19 protein-coding genes are annotated in these 18,694 nt (G+C 40.1%); 1 reads left to right on the forward strand and 18 read right to left on the reverse strand.

The genetic code is table 11. The features are described from left to right. Window positions 1-25: 25 nt before the first annotated feature. From LIV57_RS03830 to LIV57_RS03895, 14 genes are all read right to left on the reverse strand, one after another. Window positions 26-691, reverse strand: a complete 666-nt coding sequence (locus tag LIV57_RS03830) for a YoaK family protein (protein WP_227941486.1) — start codon at window positions 689-691, stop codon at window positions 26-28. A gap of 4 nt (window positions 692-695) precedes the next feature. After that, complete coding sequence (locus LIV57_RS03835) at window positions 696-1,169, reverse strand: Dps family protein (protein WP_110011826.1); 474 nt, start codon at window positions 1,167-1,169, stop codon at window positions 696-698. 1 nt (window position 1,170) lies between these two features. Beyond that, complete coding sequence (locus LIV57_RS03840; RefSeq protein ID WP_227941487.1) at window positions 1,171-1,596, reverse strand: DoxX family protein; 426 nt, start codon at window positions 1,594-1,596, stop codon at window positions 1,171-1,173. A 12-nt stretch (window positions 1,597-1,608) separates the two neighbouring features. Then, entirely contained in the window at window positions 1,609-3,498 is a 1,890-nt protein-coding gene (locus tag LIV57_RS03845) for an amidohydrolase (RefSeq protein ID WP_227941488.1), read from the reverse strand. Between the two features lie 6 nt (window positions 3,499-3,504). Next, window positions 3,505-4,248, reverse strand: a complete 744-nt coding sequence (locus LIV57_RS03850; protein WP_227941489.1) for a M17 family peptidase N-terminal domain-containing protein — start codon at window positions 4,246-4,248, stop codon at window positions 3,505-3,507. 20 nt (window positions 4,249-4,268) lie between these two features. After that, window positions 4,269-5,612, reverse strand: coding sequence for an alginate export family protein (locus tag LIV57_RS03855; RefSeq protein ID WP_227941490.1), 1,344 nt, complete (start codon window positions 5,610-5,612; stop codon window positions 4,269-4,271). Between the two features lie 64 nt (window positions 5,613-5,676). Then, complete coding sequence (locus LIV57_RS03860; RefSeq protein WP_227941491.1) at window positions 5,677-6,309, reverse strand: hydrolase; 633 nt, start codon at window positions 6,307-6,309, stop codon at window positions 5,677-5,679. Between the two features lie 32 nt (window positions 6,310-6,341). Further along, on the reverse strand, window positions 6,342-6,653 hold the full coding sequence (locus LIV57_RS03865; protein ID WP_227941492.1) for a phosphoribosylpyrophosphate synthetase: 312 nt from the start codon (window positions 6,651-6,653) through the stop codon (window positions 6,342-6,344). A 16-nt stretch (window positions 6,654-6,669) separates the two neighbouring features. Beyond that, window positions 6,670-7,491, reverse strand: coding sequence for an alpha/beta fold hydrolase (locus LIV57_RS03870; protein ID WP_227941493.1), 822 nt, complete (start codon window positions 7,489-7,491; stop codon window positions 6,670-6,672). A 308-nt stretch (window positions 7,492-7,799) separates the two neighbouring features. After that, window positions 7,800-8,006, reverse strand: a complete 207-nt coding sequence (locus LIV57_RS03875; RefSeq protein ID WP_227941494.1) for an ArsR family transcriptional regulator — start codon at window positions 8,004-8,006, stop codon at window positions 7,800-7,802. 32 nt (window positions 8,007-8,038) lie between these two features. Next, on the reverse strand, window positions 8,039-8,839 hold the full coding sequence (locus LIV57_RS03880) for a Cof-type HAD-IIB family hydrolase (RefSeq protein ID WP_227941495.1): 801 nt from the start codon (window positions 8,837-8,839) through the stop codon (window positions 8,039-8,041). A gap of 75 nt (window positions 8,840-8,914) precedes the next feature. Then, window positions 8,915-9,964 (reverse strand): UDP-glucose--hexose-1-phosphate uridylyltransferase, encoded by a 1,050-nt coding sequence (locus LIV57_RS03885; protein ID WP_227941496.1) that lies wholly within the window; start codon window positions 9,962-9,964, stop codon window positions 8,915-8,917. Continuing rightward, window positions 9,948-11,132 (reverse strand): galactokinase, encoded by a 1,185-nt coding sequence (gene galK / locus LIV57_RS03890; protein WP_227941497.1) that lies wholly within the window; start codon window positions 11,130-11,132, stop codon window positions 9,948-9,950. Before galK ends, LIV57_RS03885 begins: the two co-directional genes overlap by 17 nt. A 164-nt stretch (window positions 11,133-11,296) precedes the next feature. Next, window positions 11,297-12,169 (reverse strand): AraC family transcriptional regulator, encoded by an 873-nt coding sequence (locus LIV57_RS03895; protein WP_227941498.1) that lies wholly within the window; start codon window positions 12,167-12,169, stop codon window positions 11,297-11,299. 156 nt (window positions 12,170-12,325) lie between these two features. Between LIV57_RS03895 and LIV57_RS03900 the strand changes: the two genes are divergently transcribed. After that, window positions 12,326-12,922: a hypothetical protein gene (locus LIV57_RS03900; protein ID WP_115956348.1), complete on the forward strand. Its 597-nt coding sequence runs from the start codon at window positions 12,326-12,328 to the stop codon at window positions 12,920-12,922. A 128-nt stretch (window positions 12,923-13,050) separates the two neighbouring features. On the opposite strand, the gene LIV57_RS03905 is transcribed toward LIV57_RS03900, so the two are convergent. The 4 genes from LIV57_RS03905 to LIV57_RS03920 are packed head-to-tail and all read right to left on the reverse strand — an operon-like array spanning window position 13,051 to window position 18,674. Next, a complete protein-coding gene (locus LIV57_RS03905) occupies window positions 13,051-15,084 on the reverse strand; it encodes an alpha-glucuronidase (protein WP_227941499.1) in 2,034 nt (677 codons plus the stop codon). Between the two features lie 28 nt (window positions 15,085-15,112). Next, a complete protein-coding gene (locus tag LIV57_RS03910; protein WP_227941500.1) occupies window positions 15,113-16,087 on the reverse strand; it encodes a glycoside hydrolase family 43 protein in 975 nt (324 codons plus the stop codon). Window positions 16,088-16,108: 21 nt separating this feature from the next. Next, window positions 16,109-17,218 carry an endo-1,4-beta-xylanase gene (locus LIV57_RS03915; protein ID WP_227941501.1) on the reverse strand — a complete coding sequence of 370 codons (1,110 nt, stop codon included), beginning with the start codon at window positions 17,216-17,218 and terminating at the stop codon, window positions 16,109-16,111. Between the two features lie 10 nt (window positions 17,219-17,228). Continuing rightward, a complete protein-coding gene (locus tag LIV57_RS03920) occupies window positions 17,229-18,674 on the reverse strand; it encodes an MFS transporter (protein ID WP_227941502.1) in 1,446 nt (481 codons plus the stop codon). Window positions 18,675-18,694 lie beyond the last annotated feature (20 nt).

Genomic DNA, 18,694 nt, shown 5'->3' on the forward strand with positions numbered 1-18,694 from the left:
TCCTGTAATCTGCCATAGTCCCCTGCTAGTTTTTACGGTGGTAAAAATAGCAGATGATCATTGCCAGTCCGGGTAAAATCAATGTTACCAGTCCGAACTGTTTCCCTGCATAAGCTCCTAAAAAACAGCCTACCAGAAATCCAAGGATGGTAATCAGCTGTTTCTTCAGGCTTGCCCATGCTTCAGGGTGGTGAAAGCCGCTTGACAGAAGTGTTCCGAAATCCAGGGAAGCCTGGGTTACATTTCCTGTCATCATGGTAGTCGGGCCATGGGTTTCTTTTGCATAAAGTTTTCCGAAAGCATTCTGAAGTCCCATTGCAAAAACGGTAATCATAGCCACAGTATACATCACGACTTCTGAAAACATTCCGTAGTAACTGAAAACGGCAACAATAATTCCGGCCGACAAAAGCAATGCTCCTTCCCAGAATAACAGTGTATAATGATTGATGACTTTCCCTGCAATCCTCCCTCCTGCCATAACCGCAAGAATAAAGACCGGGAACGTAAGCAGCTTTACCCAGGCATGAATATCCGATCCCTTCACAAACTGATAGGCAAAGACAATAAAGTTTCCCGTAACATGCGCCGAAAAAAGGGCATCTGCCGATACAAAAGTCACGGTATCGCAATATCCGGCAATCATGGTTAACAATAAGGTGACAAAGCCGATACTATGTTTTACTTCCATGTTTCTATTTTAAATGTGAACGGAGCATCCAGGCCATTTTCTCATGGGTTTCCAGTAATCCTGTGATATAGTCGCTTGTCCCTGAATCACGGAATTCAACAGCGAAGTTTTCAATATTTTCACGAAGATGAATGATGATACTTTCGTGGTCGGAAAGAAGCTCTCTGATGTAAGCCAGGCTGTCATTCGATTCAAGATGATGTTCGGACAGATGCGTTAATGCCAGATATTCCCTTAAAGTGGCCGGAGCATAATGTCCTAACATTCTGATTCTCTCCGCTAAACGGTCAATGATTTCGTCCAGTTCTTCATACTGTGACTCGAAAAACAGATGTTTATTATAAAAGTCGTGACCTTCGACATTCCAATGTGCTTTTCTTGTTTTGGTATACAATACAAATTCATCTGCTAAAGTGGTAACCAGTACTTCAGCAACTTTTGCTAAATTTTCGTTTTTAATTCCGATTGAAGTTTTCATTTTATAAAATGTTTAATAAGTAATAATCAAGTGAATATCTTCCTGCTCCCAAGGCAAGAATCAGTAACAGGGACAGCGTGTACATAAAAGGAACATCCCGTACTTCCAGTGAATCTTTTCTGTGAACCACAAAATATCCGATAGCCGTTACGCCGATGGTCGGTAAAACGGCAAGCCTGGTTCCCAGTCCTGAAATAATCAGAAACGGAACCACCAGATCAGCAAATGAAGCGACTATGGCATTGAGTTTATCAGGTAATCCCAGAGGATTTGGAATCACTTCCCTCTGTCCGTTTTCCAACCTGAATTTCTTTAAACCATGGACTCTGAACAGCTGAATGGCAAGGAGTACCCGGAAAACCAGAAATGAAGCATCATTGAATGGTGAACCTAAATCTGATGAAAGGATCTGTTTTAAAATTTCCATATGTTTTGATAGTTAAAAAGCAAAGCACGAACAGCCTAAAGCTCCCCAGAATGTGTGGTAATTATTAACAGGCACATTGCTCATTCTTGCCTGGTTATGGTTATGATGATGGATATCGCAGCTTCCTGCACAGCTGTGAATTTGCGAAGCTAACGGAGCTTTTAAATCCTGTTTCGCATTTTTTTCGATTTCTTTCTGAAAATGTCCTCCTGCAGGGTAATATCCGTTATAAAGATTGGTGGGAGACCAGTCCGGAAGCACAGGAATAGATGGTGGTGCATAGGATGAGAATGTTCCTTTGGCATATACTATTTTCCCGTCTACAATGGTCATTTCCGCTTCAATATTTTTGATCTCTTCATCATCAATCGTGAAATAATCCTGATCAAGAACTGCCAGATCAGCAAACATTCCTACTCTGATATCGCCTTTTTTCTGCTGTTCCTGAGAAAACCATGCGCTGCCTTTTGTATAGAGCTCCAATGCAGTTGCTCTATCCAGCTTTGTTTCGTGGTATAATTGAAGTCCGCCAACAGTTTTTCCTGCGGTCAGCCAATACATGGAAACCCACGGATTGTAGCTGCTTACTCTTGTAGCATCCGAACCTCCGCCTACAGGAACTCCCATTTCCAGCATTTTTTTTACGGGTGGTGTACTTTCTGCGGCACCAGAACCATAACGGTCTGCAAAATATTCTCCCTGGTAAGCCATTCTGCTCTGGATAGCGATTCCGCCGCCAAGCATTTTCACCCTTTCAATATTCTTTTCATCAATGGTTTCTGCATGATCAAAAATCCATGGAAGACCATTAAAGGGAATATCGCGGTTTACTTTTTCAAAGACATTTAAAAAACGGGTGATGCTTTCATTATAGGTGGCGTGAAGTCTGAAAGGCCAGCGGTTTTCTACCAGTAAACGGACTACTTTTTCAAGATCTGCTTCCATGTTTTCAGGCAGATCCGGTCTTGGCTGAAGAAAATCTTCAAAATCGGCTGCCGAAAATACCAGCATCTCTCCTGCCCCGTTGTGGCGGTACATTTCATCGCCCTGGTATAATTTTACAGTATCAATCCAATCGCTGAAATCTTCAAATTCATGCTTTGGTTTCTGGGTAAAAAGATTATAGGCGATCCTTACGGTAAGCTGTTTTTTCTCATTCAGTTCGTTCACTACCTGATAATCATCCGGGAAGTTCTGGAATCCTCCGCCGGCATCAATGACGCTGGTAATTCCGAAACGGTTCAGTTCTGTCATAAAATGTCTGGTAGAATTCAGCTGGTGGTCGTAGGAAAGCTTCGGGCCTTTTGCCAGTGTTGAATATAAGATCATGGCATTGGGTGTCGCAATAATCAGCCCTGTGGGTTCACCATTAGCATCTCTTTCAATATGTCCGCCTGCCGGAGCCGGGGTGTCTTTGGTAAATCCTACTGCCTTCAATGCTGCCCTGTTCATTAAAGCCCTGTCGTACAAATGCAGAATAAAAACAGGTGTTTCCGGAGCAATAGCATTAATTTCCTCCAAAGTAGGCATCCTTCTTTCTGCAAACTGGAATTCGGACCATCCTCCCACGACACGAACCCATTGTGGAGAAGGCGTACGGTCTACCTGGTCTTTTAACATTCTGAGCGCATCGGCCAGTGAGGGAACGCCATCCCATCTTAATTCCAGGTTGTAATTCAATCCGCCACGGATCAGGTGAATATGAGAATCATTGATTCCCGGCACCACTCTTTTCTTTTTAAGATCAATCAGTTCTGTGGATTCATCTGCGAACTGATCTGCCAGTCCGTCATTTCCAACTGCAATAATTTTCCCGTCTTTAATGGCCACTGCAGAAACTTCCGGAGTTTCTTTATTGAAAGTGTGGATTTTTCCGTTGTATACGATAAGGTCTGCTTTCATCTTTAATTATTTGGTGTTCAACTTTGAAATCGCCTCCTGAATTCCTCCTCCGGCAACAGTGAAAAAAGATGGCCCGGCCAATAGAAACAGTTTTTTTAATTTCATTTTATCGGATAAATGCTGAGTATTTAAATAAGACTGGGCACGATAGGCGTCAAAGGCACCCAAGACCACATTTTCTGCCACCAGAGCTGTCGGAGAATCGATTCCTGCATCTTTGATATCGCTGGCAAATGATGCAGTATGTACCTGCAGTTTCAAAGCTTCTCTCATGGCAACACTTCCTACTTCTTTCATGAGTCCGGCATCGAAAGAGTTTCTGTTCCCCAGGCCGATCAACAGCAGTTTTCCGGAGGCAAGGCTTCCTTTTGGAGGATTAATTAATAAGGTTTCCAAAGCGTGTCCTTTGAACTGTCCTTTTTTACGCACTTCTGTAATAATTCCTTTTAATGCTTCATCCAGATGAACCATGCCGTTCAGCTCTTTGGGAAGCGCCGGCGGATTGAAAATATCTCCTTCCGTATACTCGAAAACACAGGCGATCTGTAAATCTGCTTTGGCAGCTGAAGGTCCCTGCACCAGTCCTACAACGGAAATTCCGTCAACAGTTCCCCATGTTTTTGAGGTTCCAATAGCTGTTTTTTCTGCAACAGCCTGTGCTGAAGCGAAGTTGGTTCCCGCAGTTGCCAACACTAATGCTGTAAAGATTGCTTTTGACCAATTGATGTATTTTGAAATTGAATTTTGCATAATAAATGATTTAGTAATGATTAAAATTTGAATCCCAGCCTGATATTCCAGAAAACACCGCTTTTTGCATCCTGAATGATATCTTCAATAAAAGGTCCTTTGTGGAAATACTGAAGTCCGCTCACCAAAGAAAAATGTTTGTTGAAATTATAGGTAAAGCTGGTTAAATAAGCCGTTCCAATATACCTTTTATCTGAGCTGCTTCCGGGACGGTTCAATGCTCCGCTTGGCCGGTAAACTCCGTCGTTCAGGGAATATCGCCAGTTGAAGACAACATCCATCTGCATTTTGAGTCTGGAAGTCAGATCAAGGGTCATATACGGATGAATATCAATTAAATTGACAGGTCCCACCTGTGGACTGAAACCAAAATACCCTCCTTTCGGATATAAAGGATTAAATGTATTGAGCTTTCCATCGTTTTTAGAATGATCTCCTGATATATAATCGTTTCTCAGATTGATGCTTGGCTTTAATGTGAAGTTTTCAAAGACATAACCGATATCTACAGAGCCTGTCCAGGCACTGATCTTTTCGTTTCCAAAGCGTCCGAACTGATAGGCCGCTTCCAGGTTATAGATAAATCCGCCGCCATATTTCCAGAGTCTTCCACCAACTGTGTGACGTTTTTCTCTTGCTGTTCCGGCTTCAAAAACAGATTCATCTCTACGGATTCCGAGGTAATATAGATCCAGATTTCCGGCTTCAGGAATAATAATTTTGGAATAAAGTCCCCAAAGGTTAAGCTGCTTTGAAATGGTATTATCAAAAACGCCGGTCTTGATAGAGTCTGCCATCATCGTAAAAGCATCTACGGAAATATTTTTATAGGAATACATGATTTTGGCTCCTGTAAAAGACAACCTTGCATTCGGCCCTTCCCTTACAGAAATTAATCTTCCGGAACCGTAGTCCAGCTCCTGTCTTCCCAGTCTTACTGTCAGCTTCTGATCTTCCTTATTCACCAAACCTGCATCCAGAAAGAGATTCTGAATACTCAGCTGGTCTTCATCAATGGCTCTTGAACCGTTTTTTCTTCCGTTTTGCAAAGCACTTCTGATCTGTGAAAATATTCTGAAATTTTTCCCGAAATGCCAGTCTGCATGAAGATCATAGCGTTGGAGAAAAAAGTCGTTGTGTCCTATGTTAAGCCTTCCCCAATCTTCGTTGTTGAAATCCACATATTCATACCTTGCCTCACCACCCAATGAGAGATAGATATCTTTCTTTTCATTGAGAGGGAGATATTTAATGTTATCATAAAAGCTTTTGGTGGAGTCTTTCAGGTATTCATAATTTTCATCATACCTCAGAAGTTTAAAGCTCTGGGACGAGAACGTTTCAGAACATAAAAGAACTGTCATGATAAAAGCTTTTAAAAACAGTATTGAAGGTGCAGATTTCAACATTGAAAATGGTATATAGATTTTAGTGATTCAGCATGTGGTGAGCATAATGGATTCCCAATCCGTAAGAAGCACCATATTTTTTCATAAGGTCAGTTACAGGACCATAGGTTTCCTGACGTGCCCAGTCTCTCTGAAGTTCCAGGATATACTGAATGGAAGTCATGGGCTTTACTCCTGAATGGATCATTCTCTGTACGGCTCTTTCGTGTGCCTCATCGCTTACATCTCCGCAGGCATCGGTAATGACATACACGTCATAACCTTCCTCAAGTGCAGATAATGCCGGCCCCACAATGCAAACGCCTGTCCATAATCCTGCGAAAACCAACTTTTGTTTTTGTGTTCCTACGATTGCTTTATAAGCAGCTTCATCTTCCCATGTATTCATCGTAGTTCTGTCGATATAGCCTGAGGTTGCCATAGGATATGCTTCCTCAATTTCCGGGAAAACAGGACCTGAAAAGCTTTGTTCTGCAACCGTGGTAACGATGGTCGGAACATTGAATATTTTGGATGCTCCACACAGTACTGCAACGTTATTGCGCAGCTCATTCATAGAGATACTTTTGGTGGCAAATGCCATTTGTCCTTCAAAATCAATTAATACCAATGCATGGTTTTCAGGAGAAAGGAGTTTTGATGATGGTTTCATAAAGTTTATTTTATTAAATAATTGGGGTTACGTTAATTGGATGATAGTTTTCTGATGAGTTCTGTACTTAAAGTATCGGCATAGATTCCATAAGCGCTCGTCAGGATGCCTTTTACAGAATACTTGTCGGAAGCGATGCCGTAGACTACTTCTTCATCTCCCTGATCGGTATCTCCTTCAAAGCGGAATGTATATCGTATTTTAAAGTCGTCCGGAGAAACATCAAGAAAATTATTGAGCCTGATGCAATCATTTTTAAGGTTAAAATCTTCTGTATATCCGTTTTGATTAAGCCACTGAACGGCCTCAGTCAACGTATCAAAAGCTGGCTGTATCGTATTCATTGGTAAAGAATGCTGATTATTCTGTAATAAAAGCTAAAATATCTTTGTTGATGGTCTGATGCTCTGTAGTCGGCATACCGTGAGGGAAGCCAGGATATGTGATCAGTTTTCCGTTCTTCAATAATTTGGCTGATTTTATCGCTGAATTTTCAATCGGTACAATCTGGTCATCCTCACCGTGAAGAACCAATACCGGAATATCAACTGCTTTTAAATCTTCAGTTAAATCTGTTTCAGAAAAGGCTTTGATCCCATCATAATGAGCAACAATTCCTCCCATCAGTCCCTGTCTCCACCAGTTTCTCTGTACGCCGTCTTTTACATCAGCACCTTCTCTGTTGTAGCCATAGAAAGGGAAAGTAAGATCATAATAAAACTGGTTTCTGTTGTTCATCGTCTGTTCCCTGATATTGTCGAAAACTTCCATAGGAACACCATCAGGATTATTCTCACTCTTAACCATTACCGGCGGAATGGCGCTGATCAGAACCGCTTTTTTAGCTCTTCCGTTTGCATATTTGTTAACATAACGGATTACTTCACCACCACCTGTTGAGTGTCCGATGTGTACAACATCTTTCAGATCTAAAAATTCAGCCAGTTCTGCGGCATCAGAAGCATACTGTTCAATAGTGTGATTGTAGATATTCTGGCTGGAACGCCCGTGGCCTCTTCTGTCGTGGGTAACCACTCTGTAGCCTTTCTGTAAAAAGAAAATCACCTGCGCATCCCAGTCATCAGATGATAAAGGCCATCCGTGGTGAAACATTAATACAGGCCCTTGCCCCTGATCTTTGTAAAAAATTTCTGTTCCGTCTTTTAATGTTAATGTGCTCATTGTTGTAGTATTTTTTGAATTAAACTTATGAGCATAATGCCAAAAAATAACCCAAAACAATAAAAAGATTGATTTTCAACACATTAATAAAAACAGATAATAAATTACACTACGAAATACCGTAGTTTTATGATTCAGCTATCTGTATTTATATAAAAACATATAAAATGTAAGCATAGAAAACATCCAAAAACATGCGGTACAAATCTAAAATTCATTCTTACATACGATTAAAAACAAAAAAATCAGACTGAGTCTGATTTTTTAAATATATACTATTTGTAATACCGGAAAGTTATGATGAGCCGTTATTCTGCCTTTATTTGTGACAGATCAAGCCCCAGTTTTGTAAATTCTTCCTGTCCTTTCTCTGTAATATAATAGTTACGGTCTGCAGGATTTTCTTTGGCAATCCAGCCTTTCTCAACGAATTGTTCTAAAAGAAGCTGTCCCAGTTTTCCGCCGATATGCTCATAGCATGTTTTGGCTGGCTTTCTGCCGGTTGATGTATTCATATTATTAGTTTAATTGGTGTTATATTAATGTATTAATTCAGATGCAGATAATCTTTAATGGTTTTCAGAACTCCGAAGCTGTCATTGGTGCATGCTTCAAAATTAGCTACCTGTTTTACATTCGGATGGGCATTTTGCATAGCATAAGAATATTTGGCATTCTTCAGCATTTCTATATCGTTCATATAATCCCCAAAAGCCATCGTATTTTCAGGAGAAATGCCCAGCGATTTCTGAAGGATTTTCAGAGCATTTCCTTTATTGATGTCCTTATTCATAACATCCAGCCAATGCGCTCCTGAAACCACTACTTCCAGACCGAATTCCTCAAACTTTTTAAGGGCCGGATACAGATATTTTTCAGAGCCATCCGGATGGTATACCGCTATTTTGAAGGCGGTATCATCAATTCTTTCGGTAAGATCATCCTTTTTCATATTTTCGGTGTAATATTTTGAGAAAAAATCCACAAACTGCTGATCTTCGGTTTCGTAATATGCCATCTTTTTGGCTGATAATACGGCTTTGGCACCGGGTATTTCACGGACCGCTTTAATGATGTCAACAATATATTTGTATTCCAGCGTATCAGCGAAAAGCTCCTGATCTTTATAGATGACATAGCCTCCGTTTTCAGCAATAAAACCGATCTCACTTTCTATTTCTCCGAAATAGTGGGTAATTCCCGGCATCTGTCTTCCGCTTGCCGGGACAAATACAATGTTTCTCTTTTTCAGTTCTTTATAAACTTCTGAAAACTCAGGGCTCATTTCATGGCTGGAGTTAAGAAACGTCCCATCCATGTCCGTCACAATTAATTTAATCTGTTCCATAATTTATTGGGAAAAGCGAAATTCTGTACGTAGCAGAATCATAATTTGCTTATTCTTTTCAAAGATATTGATTTATTATTTTTTCTTGTAATGAATGGTGGAAAGGTTTCTTAATATTGCGGCACTTTGTTCGGGGGTAATGTCCCGCTGAGGCTCTGCAAGCATTTCATATCCTACCATAAATTTTTTAACTTCCGCACTTCTGAGCAACGGCGGATAAAAGTGCATATGAAAATGCCATTCCGGATGTTCTTTTCCGTCTGTTGGAGATTGATGAATTCCTGCAGAATAAGGAAATGACGTTTCAAAAAGGTTATCATATATTGTGGTCAGATCCTTGAGTACTGATGCAAAAGATTCTTTTTCCGCTTCAGAAAATGCCGCAATATTTTCTCTTTTCTGTTTGCTGACAATCATTGTTTCGTAAGGCCAAGACGCCCAAAACGGCACCAATGCGGCAAAGTGTTCATTTTCTGTGACGATGCGTTCGCCAGCTGCGATTTCCTGCTCAAGATAATCTTCCAGCAATGTTCTTTTATTCTTTTCAAAATACGATTTCAGCTGATCCTGGGTTTTCTGAACCATAGCCGGAATGGACGACTGCGCCCATATCTGACCATGCGGATGAGGGTTGCTGCAACCCATAATGCTTCCTTTATTTTCAAAAATCTGAACATAATTGATATGGTCGAGAGCGGCCAGCTCATTGTACTGTTCCTGCCATACATCCACTACATTTTTGATGTGTTCCACAGGCATTTCCGGTAAGGTAAGGCTGTGATTTTCAGAAAAACAAATCACCCTGTTGATACCGCGTTCGGGAAGAAGAGTAAAAAATCCGGAATCTTCATTGGCAAATTCAACTTCTTCATTCAGCAATGCTCCAAAGTCATTGTTAAAGACATAAGTTCCTTTATATTCAGGGTTTCGGTCTCCGTTAGCACGAATATTTCCTGAACAGAGATAGCAGTCTGGATCATATTCAGGACGGTTTTCTTCTGTTGTTTCTTCTCTCTGTCCCTGCCATGGACGGTTTGCCCGCTGTGGGGAAACCAGTATCCATTCGTCCAAAAGAGGATTGTATCTTCTGTGAGGATGTTTTTTAGGGTCAAATAATGTATTCATTGGTGTATTCTTTTATCCCGTCTGAAATTTTAACCTGGTAAACTTTCATTTGGATATTAAAACTTTCCAGATATTTTTTACTGATATTTTTAATCACTTCTTCAGCTTTATCTTCCTGAATCAGGTTGATGCTGCAGCCACCAAAGCCTCCTCCCATCATTCTTGCTCCCAGCACACCTTCCTGCTGCAATGTGTTTTCAACCAAAAAATCAAGTTCTTCACAGCTGACCTCAAATTCAGTGGACAGCCCGGCGTGGGTGTCCGTAAGAAGTGTTCCCAGATATTCAATATTCCCTTCTGAAATAGCTTTTGCCGCCATTTCCACTCTTTGGATTTCTTTCAGAATATAGAGACATCTTTTATATGAAATACTTCCCATTTCTTCTTTTGCATGATCAAGCATCTCCAGCGTAAAATCCCTGAATTTTTTGATGTCAGGAAAATTTTTCCATAAGACTTTTTTACCATGTTCGACATCTTTGCGTCTTTCGTTATAGCCGGATGTCAAATGAGTATGCTTCACGCAGCTGTCGAAAAGCAAAAGACTGTATCCCTTGAGGTCTGCATCAAAATACTGATGTTCCAGGGAATGACAGTCGAGCATAATCACTTTATCTTCTTTTCCGAAAACGGATGAAAACTGGTCCATAATTCCGCACTGAACCCCTGCAAAAGTATGTTCGGATTTTTGTCCGATCACGGCAATCTCTTTTTTTGACAGCCGGAGATCAAAAAGTTCATTAAGGATATACGCAAAACCGCATTCAAGAGCAGCTGATGAAGAAAGCCCTGATCCCATCGGGATGGTGCTGCTGAAAACAATATCCATTCCGCAAAACGGGTTTTCCTTTTGCTGCAGCTGGCTGAAAACGCCCAGAATATAATTCATCCACATCTGCTGGACCGGCTTTATCTCCTTTGTAACATCAAATGTATATTCTTCTCCAAGATCTTTGGCTATGATTCTGCACAAATTGGTCTGTGGCAACTTTCGGACAGCAAAACAGATGTATTTATCTATGGCAGCAGGCAATACAAATCCGTCGCTATAGTCTACATGCTCACCAATAATATTAATTCTTCCGGGAGAAAGGAAAATATGTTCAGGGTCTGCTTTAAATTCGGCCTTAAACTTTTGTAGGGTTGGTTTAATTAATTGTTCATGCATATTAATCTTATCTGACAAAACAGATCCTGGTGGTCTTACGGATAAAACTACTGAGTTTATAACACAGAATCATACTTTTATGAATTTCACTTATAAGTGTTAAATATACATTTATATTTCAAAAAAACATAGCTATACACTGAATTTTTATATCTGCCTATGAATTACTCCATGAAATAATTAAATTCTTTACGGTATTGTGAGGGGCTTTTTTGGATATATTCTTTAAAAGTCCTGTTAAAATAACTGAAATTATTAAACCCTGATTCAAAGCAAACTTCTGTGATACTCAATGGCTGTTCTGCCAGAAGCTTAAGAGCATGGGTAATTCTGTATTCGTTGACAAACTGTGTAAAGGTTTTATTGGTAATTTTTTTAAAGTAACGGCAAAAAGACGGCACTTTCATATTGGCAAGATCAGCCATTTCTTCAAGGGTTATGGCTTCTTTGAAATGGTCTTTAACGTAATTGAATATAAGATTGATTCTTTCATTGTCTTCAACCTGTGTCTGAAGGTAATATTTTCCTGCATTTAAGATCCTGTAATCCTGGGTAAAAGACAGTTCATCCAAAATTTTCAGAAATCTGCACAGCTTGTCGAGGGAGGAAGCATCATGCATCTCCGTAATCTCTTTCCCGATTGTTTTCTTCACCTCTTCCCCGAATACGATTCCTGCTTTTGATTTTTCCAGCAGCGCAGAAATCCTTTGCATCTCCGGAATATTCCAGATAGGTTCTCCTAAAAAATCAGGCTTAAACTGGATCACCATTTCATACTCATTATGCGTACTTTCATTGGTCAGTCCGCAATGCGGAAGATTGCTTCCTATCAGTACAAGATCTCCTTCTGAAAAATAAGTGATACTGCTTCCGATCTGTCTCTTCCCGGAACCTTTGCATACAAAAATCAACTCAATTTCAGGATGGTAATGCCAGACATGTGATTTTATATTCTCATTAGTCAGAAATTTAAGGCTGGTAAAACTGCTTCCTATAGTAGGTCTTACCGCCTCAAAAGAAGGATTTACATGTTTCATAGGCCAAATACAAATAATTTCATATGCAAAATTAACAAATAATACACTAATATCATCAAACAAGGTTAATATAGTACATTAATATGAAAATTTAATTATAGCCTGAGAACTATTGCTGCCATAGCTTTGCAGTATTAATCCTAAAAGCCTTAACCCATGAGCACATTATTAAAAGCCGTATTTTTTGCAGGAGCCTTATTGGTTTCAGCAAATGTAATGAGTAAGGACAGAGATTTTTCCCTTTCCTTTGGAAACATACAAGACAAAACCTTGAATTTTGAGCTTTCAAATGCTAAAAGTGTTTCTGTATTTGTTTATAACACTGCACATGACGAACTATTTTCCGAAAATCTTGCAGATGGAGATCATGTGATCAAGACTTATGACTTCCAGAGTTTTACACCCGGAACGTATTATCTGGTAGCAGAATCAGAAGCAAAGATTGAAAAATACAAGATAAAAATTAATGCTGAAAATGTAATGGAGGTGGAAAAAACACCTGTAAGCGCTGTGCATAAGCCTGAATATACGATTTCCGGTCATATGGCCAAGCTTCACATGTCTGATGTAAAAGGGCCTGTAAGCATTTCAGTGTATGACCTTTCCAATACAACATATTATACTTCGAATAAAAAATATGCTGACGGCAAGGTGGATATCACTTTTGATCTTGATCCTAAAACAGCAGATCAGTATATCATCCAGGTTGAAGAAAACGGAAATGTTTTTAATAAGATAATTTCTCTCCGATAAAACAGAATATACAGATAGATTGACCTATCGATCATTCCAATTATTTTGGATTAAAATTTTACTTACAGTTTATTGTTTTGAGGCAGCTCCATTTCCTAACAGAAAAAGAGCTGCCTCATTTTTTAATTTTAATTGTGATGACCCATGTTCAGTTTAATCTTTTTCAGATCTTCCAGTTCGTGAACAGGCCGTTCAATGTCATAAGGAATTGGCTTTTTGGAAAAAGTTTGGAAATACAGCAGGCAGGCATCTTTCCACCATACCGCATCTTTAGATTGAATTCTGAGTTTTGACTGAACATCGGCAAATCTCTGTTCATCAATATACGGTTCCATTCTATCCCAGATTTTCTGATAATCCCTTACTTTTTTTACTCCTGAATCATACGTATAGCACAGCTCATCCCACAAAGATTTTCCATCTTTCATTGTATAATCCCACGGAACATGATGAAACCAAAGAATAAGATTCTCCGGGCAGGTTGAGATATTTCCATACCTTTCATTCAGTGGCGGAAAATACTGTGAAACAGCATTACTTCCTGTTTTTGTCCTGTCAAAACCTACTCCTTTAGCATCAGCCTGATGGTAATAGACAGGGGACCAGTCCGGTCTTCCGCCTTTATAATCTCCCCACGGTTCAGGGCCGTAGTGATGACCTCCTGCAAAGATATGATGAAGTCCTAAAGGCATCATATAATCCACAGCAGTTTCTCTGGAAGAAAGCATGATTTCCTTTACCGGATTCAGAAAATTCTGATCGTCTGTAAAGGTCATTTTAATCCATTCATCAGCAATCTGCTCTGAGCTCAGCTCGTGATTCCATGCTAATCTGCCGAATGCATACCAGTTGGCCTGTGCAAAATGATGTCCGGTCCAGTTCGTGTCTTCCCCGATATTGGCAACGGCTGAAATGGCTGTCAATTTTGCAGGTCTTAAGGTGCCGTCTGTAATTTTAGCAATCGTGGATCCCTGTCCGTCAGAATAAGTATCGCTGTCCAGTGTTTCCTTGAATAATGGAGCAAGGAAAACGAGATGGTTTGAAAAGCCCAGATATTCCTGGGTGATCTGAAACTCTACCATTTCTGAGGTTTTCCTCAAAGCTCCGAAGAGTGGATTGAACGCTTCGCGCGGCTGGAAATCAACCGGACCGTTTTTGATCTGAATAATCACATTATCTCTGAATTTACCGTCCAGAGGGACAAACTCCAGATAAGCCTGTTTGGCTCTGTCGTCTTTGCTCGGGCTGTAGACAAAGGCCCTCCACATCACGATTCCATGGTAAGGTTTCAGGGCATCGGCCATCATATTGGCTCCGTCCGCATGGGTTCTCCCATAATCCTGAGGTCCCGGTTGCCCTTCGGAATTGGCTTTCACCAAAAATCCGCCGAAATCGGGAATCAACTTGTAAATTTCAGCCGCTTTATCTTTCCACCATTTTTGTACGTCTTTATTCAACGGATCTGAATTTTGTAATCCGCCCAGTACTTTTGGCGAAGCAAAGTTCACGGAAAGATATACCTTGATGCCGTAAGGTCTGAAAATATCAGCCAGAACCCTTACTTTTTTAAGATAATCTTCCCTAAGCATATTGGGCGATGCATTCACATTATTCAAAACAACGGAATTGATTCCTACTGAAGCGTTCGCTCTTGCATATTCTTCATAGCGCGGAGAAATTTTTCCAGGCAGATCTTCCCATTTCCAAAGTGATCTTCCGGCATAGCCTCTTTCAATACTTCCATCCAGATTATCCCAATGATCCAGAACCCTTACATCGTATGAGGGTTTTTCTATCGTATTTAAATGAGACAGATCGACTTTTGTCTGCTGCAATCGTAAGATATGATAGACTCCATACAACAGTCCTATTTCTTTACCTGCAGAAATAACAATTTTTTCAGGCGTGGAAACAATCCTGTAACCGTCTTTCAGGTTTTTCTCTTTGTTTTCTGTACGAAGTTCCACCGCCTGCCCCTGCCAGTAGCCGCTCAGCTCTTTTCTGGCAATGTTCAGCGTGGGACTGTTCCCTTTTGAAATAATTTTATCTTCCGATATTCCGTTTTTTGCAGGAAACCGAAGCCAGAGCTGACTTCCGTCCTCCGCGAAAACCAGTAAAGGAAATATCAGAAAAAATAGAATGTTGAGTCTCAGATATCGCATTGAAAAATTTTAAATTAATTAAAGATGGCTATGACTGGTCATCAAGACCTTCAATCGTTTTGATTTTACCTTCGTGATCATATTCCAGTTCAACAACCTTCATACTTCTCAGCCATGTTTTACCACCACTCGGAACAGAATCATGGAAAAACAGATACCATTTCCCTTTGAACTCCACGATGCTGTGATGGGTTGTCCATCCTACCACCGGAGTAAGAATTTCACCCTGAAAAGTAAACGGTCCGTAAGGATTATCCCCGGTTGCATAGCAAATCAGGTGGGTGTCTCCTGTAGAATAAGAAAAATAATATTTACCGTTGTACTGATGCATCCATGATGCTTCAAAAAAACGGTGCTTATCCCCATGAAGCAGCGGTTTTCCGTTTTCATCAATGATGACAACGTCTTTAGGAGCTTCCGCAAATTCAAGCATATCATCGCTCAGCAGAGCCACTTTTGAATGGATTGCGGGTTCATCATTTTCTGGAATTATAGCAGATTCAAGTGCCTTATTATCTCTGTAACGCTGCAATTGTCCGCCCCAGATCCCTCCGAAATACATATAATATTTTCCTTTATCTTCAAAAATGCAGGGATCGATGCTGTAACTTCCCATCATCGGATGTTTTTCAGGGATGAAAGGTCCGTAAGGTTTATCACTCACTGCAACACCAATTCTGAAGATATCATTTTGGTCTTTCAGGGGAAAGTACATATAATACTTCCCGTCTTTGAAAGCAACATCGCAATCCCAAAGCTGTCTTCCCGCCCATGGAATATCTTTTACCGAAAGCACTACGCCATGATCTTTAATCTCTCCGCTGTCCACATTATCCATTGAGAAAACATGGTAATCATTCATGTCAAAATGGTCTCCGTTATCGTTTTCTTCAATTCCGCTTTCGCGGTCGTGAGAAGGATAAATATAGATTTTATCTTCAAAAACGTGAACGGAAGGATCTGCCATATAATCTTCCGGGAATAAATATTTTGATTTTTTCATTAAGTAAAAATTCTATTGATTTTAATTTTTCTCTGCCAATTTTATTATTTTTTGTACCACAGGTTTCTCCTGGTCTTTCCTGTCAAACAGCAACGGGTAATCTGTTCTTCCTTTTACCGGAAAATCGTTTTTCCAGGACTGCTTATCGGTAACTCCCCATAAGGTCACCCTTCTTATTTTATCTTTATGTTGCAAGAACAAGCCAAAGAAATCAAGGTAACGCTTTTCCCACTTCATTTCTACTTCCCTGGGAAGTCCTTTGGTGTAAGGATTCACTTCTTTCTGATAGGCAACGGTATCTGAAACATTGGCAGAACTGCCCCATGGAGAAGGCAGTGCGCTAATTTCCAGTTCCGTAATATTAACTTTAACTCCCGCATTTGAATAGGCCAGAATTGCTTTTCCATATTCATCGATAGAAGGGTTATCCATTCCGACATGGGCCTGCATTCCTACTCCATCAATACGGATTCCTCTTGATTTAAGTTTTTCAACCATTGCAATGACTGTTTTTACCTTTTCAGGATACCATTCATTATAATCGTTGTAATATAATTCTGCGTTGGGATCGGCCTCCTGTGCATACTGAAATGCCAAAGGAATAAAATCTTCACCCAGGATTTCGTAAAACTTACTTTTCCTGTAGGTTCCGTCTTCAAGAATGGCTTCATTCACCACATCCCATCCTTTTACTTTCCCTTTGTAACGGGAAACTACCGTTGTAACATGGTTTTTCATGCGCTGTTTCAATACTTCCGGAGAAACATCTTTTCCATTTTTATCTGTAAAAAACCATTTTGGAAGCTGGGAATGCCAGATTAACGTATGCCCGATGATGAACATCTTATTTTTCATCCCGAAATCAACAAATTTATCGGCGTCATCAAAGAAGAACTTTCCTTCCTGAGGCTGCAGGAACATAGATTTCATACAGTTTTCCGCAACAACAGAGCTGAATTGTTTTTTGATAATCGCTGCGGCCTTCTGATCTGTCCCGTCAATCTGGGGAAGGCTCATGGCAGTTCCTATATAGAATTTATCCTGAAATGCTTTTTTTAAAGTACCGTCAGACTTCTGCGCCGACAGCCCGGAAGCGGTAAGAGCCGCCAAACCAATTAAAATACGTTTCATAGTAATTTTTTTATTTTCTTCTTTCAGCCAGATCTTTTTCAATCTGAACTTCCATTTTTTTATTGATTTTGTAAAATAAAAGCAGTCCGCAGGCAATGAAAAACGGAATGGACGGGAATATACTCACGAGCATCTTCGCTCCTGCTGCCACTGTTTCAGGCTGAATCACCTGCTCGCTCCCGTGTACTGAAATGTATCCGTATTTTCCAATAATCAAAGCTACCAGAGAGCTTCCAATGCTTAGACCTACTTTCAATCCTACCATCATGGCAGAAAAGATAATAGCCGTTGCCCTGCGGTTGTTCTTCCATTCCGAATAGTCGGCCACATCAGCAATCATCGCCCACAAAAGCGGTGTGCTGATTCCATAAAAGAATCCGTGTAAAATCTGTGACAGGAACATAACCCCCACTGCTTTTGGAGGATAAAATATAAAGAACAGGATAAACAGTGTAGAAATGAATAATGAAGCGATAAAAGTATCTCTTTTTCCAAATCTGTCTGCCAGTTTTTTAGAGAAGGTAATGCCGACAATCATCATCACAATTCCTCCTGCATTAAACAATCCGAATCCTGCAGATTTCGGGTCTTCTCCAAAGAAATTCATCCCTGCAGAATTAAAAAATGCTGTAATGGGTGAGATAAAACTTTTGAGTGCATTTTCATCCACATAGTTGTTGAAATAGTATACATACGATCCTCCTTTCATGGCCAGTGTGATAAATATAAATGCGGTCACGGTAAGCATAATAATCCAGGGTCTGTTCTGGAATAAATCTTTTAAATCTTCTTTCAGACTTGATTTCTGCTCCGGTTTGGGAATGATTCTTTCTTTGGTGGTAAAGAAGGTAATCAAAAGCATGATGGATCCGATCACAGCCAGCCATGTCATAACGGTCTCAATTCCCTGTGCTTTGTCTCCATGTCCTACATATAAAATGATAGGAAGCATAAATACCTGTACAAAAAACTGCGCAAACATTACTGCTACAAAACGGTATGAAGAAATACTGTTTCTTTCTCCCATATCTCCTGTAATAACACCGCTCAATGCAGCATATGGCAAATTATTGGAAGCATATAATAACAATAATAATGAATAGGTAACCGCAGCATAGATCATTTTACCTTGATAGGAAAAGTGAGGCGTACTGAAAGCTAATAGTGCTGCAATACCAAGCGGTACAGCGGTAAATAAAATCCATGGACGGAATTTCCCCCATCGTGAGCTTGTACGGTCTGCCAGCGCTCCGATAAGCGGGTTAAAACCAAATCCGGCAATTAATCCTACCGTAAGGGTGATAACAGAAGCATCCTCTGCCTTGAGTCCGTAAATATCTGTATAAAAATAGGTCAGGTAGGTTACTAAGGTCTGAAAAACAAGGTTAGCTGCCAGATCTCCCAGGCTATACCCTACTTTTTCTATTACCGATATTTTTTGTGGCTGATGATCCATTGATTTTAATGAGATTTTCT

The sequence above is a fragment of the Chryseobacterium sp. X308 genome, assembly GCF_020733145.1.
Classification (GTDB): domain Bacteria; phylum Bacteroidota; class Bacteroidia; order Flavobacteriales; family Weeksellaceae; genus Chryseobacterium; species Chryseobacterium cupriresistens.

Coding starts and splice junctions, on each gene's coding strand:
- LIV57_RS03885 (WP_227941496.1), bottom strand. CDS start 9,964: ATGAATACATTATTTGACCCTAAAAAACATCCTCACAGAAGATACAAT.
- LIV57_RS03845 (WP_227941488.1), bottom strand. CDS start 3,498: ATGAAAGCAGACCTTATCGTATACAACGGAAAAATCCACACTTTCAAT.
- LIV57_RS03835 (WP_110011826.1), bottom strand. CDS start 1,169: ATGAAAACTTCAATCGGAATTAAAAACGAAAATTTAGCAAAAGTTGCT.
- LIV57_RS03900 (WP_115956348.1), top strand. CDS start 12,326: ATGAGCACATTATTAAAAGCCGTATTTTTTGCAGGAGCCTTATTGGTT.
- LIV57_RS03895 (WP_227941498.1), bottom strand. CDS start 12,169: ATGAAACATGTAAATCCTTCTTTTGAGGCGGTAAGACCTACTATAGGA.
- LIV57_RS03880 (WP_227941495.1), bottom strand. CDS start 8,839: ATGGAACAGATTAAATTAATTGTGACGGACATGGATGGGACGTTTCTT.
- LIV57_RS03865 (WP_227941492.1), bottom strand. CDS start 6,653: ATGAATACGATACAGCCAGCTTTTGATACGTTGACTGAGGCCGTTCAG.
- galK (WP_227941497.1), bottom strand. CDS start 11,132: ATGCATGAACAATTAATTAAACCAACCCTACAAAAGTTTAAGGCCGAA.
- LIV57_RS03920 (WP_227941502.1), bottom strand. CDS start 18,674: ATGGATCATCAGCCACAAAAAATATCGGTAATAGAAAAAGTAGGGTAT.
- LIV57_RS03870 (WP_227941493.1), bottom strand. CDS start 7,491: ATGAGCACATTAACATTAAAAGACGGAACAGAAATTTTTTACAAAGAT.
- LIV57_RS03840 (WP_227941487.1), bottom strand. CDS start 1,596: ATGGAAATTTTAAAACAGATCCTTTCATCAGATTTAGGTTCACCATTC.
- LIV57_RS03850 (WP_227941489.1), bottom strand. CDS start 4,248: ATGCAAAATTCAATTTCAAAATACATCAATTGGTCAAAAGCAATCTTT.
- LIV57_RS03860 (WP_227941491.1), bottom strand. CDS start 6,309: ATGAAACCATCATCAAAACTCCTTTCTCCTGAAAACCATGCATTGGTA.
- LIV57_RS03875 (WP_227941494.1), bottom strand. CDS start 8,006: ATGAATACATCAACCGGCAGAAAGCCAGCCAAAACATGCTATGAGCAT.
- LIV57_RS03910 (WP_227941500.1), bottom strand. CDS start 16,087: ATGAAAAAATCAAAATATTTATTCCCGGAAGATTATATGGCAGATCCT.
- LIV57_RS03855 (WP_227941490.1), bottom strand. CDS start 5,612: ATGACAGTTCTTTTATGTTCTGAAACGTTCTCGTCCCAGAGCTTTAAA.
- LIV57_RS03905 (WP_227941499.1), bottom strand. CDS start 15,084: ATGCGATATCTGAGACTCAACATTCTATTTTTTCTGATATTTCCTTTA.
- LIV57_RS03830 (WP_227941486.1), bottom strand. CDS start 691: ATGGAAGTAAAACATAGTATCGGCTTTGTCACCTTATTGTTAACCATG.
- LIV57_RS03915 (WP_227941501.1), bottom strand. CDS start 17,218: ATGAAACGTATTTTAATTGGTTTGGCGGCTCTTACCGCTTCCGGGCTG.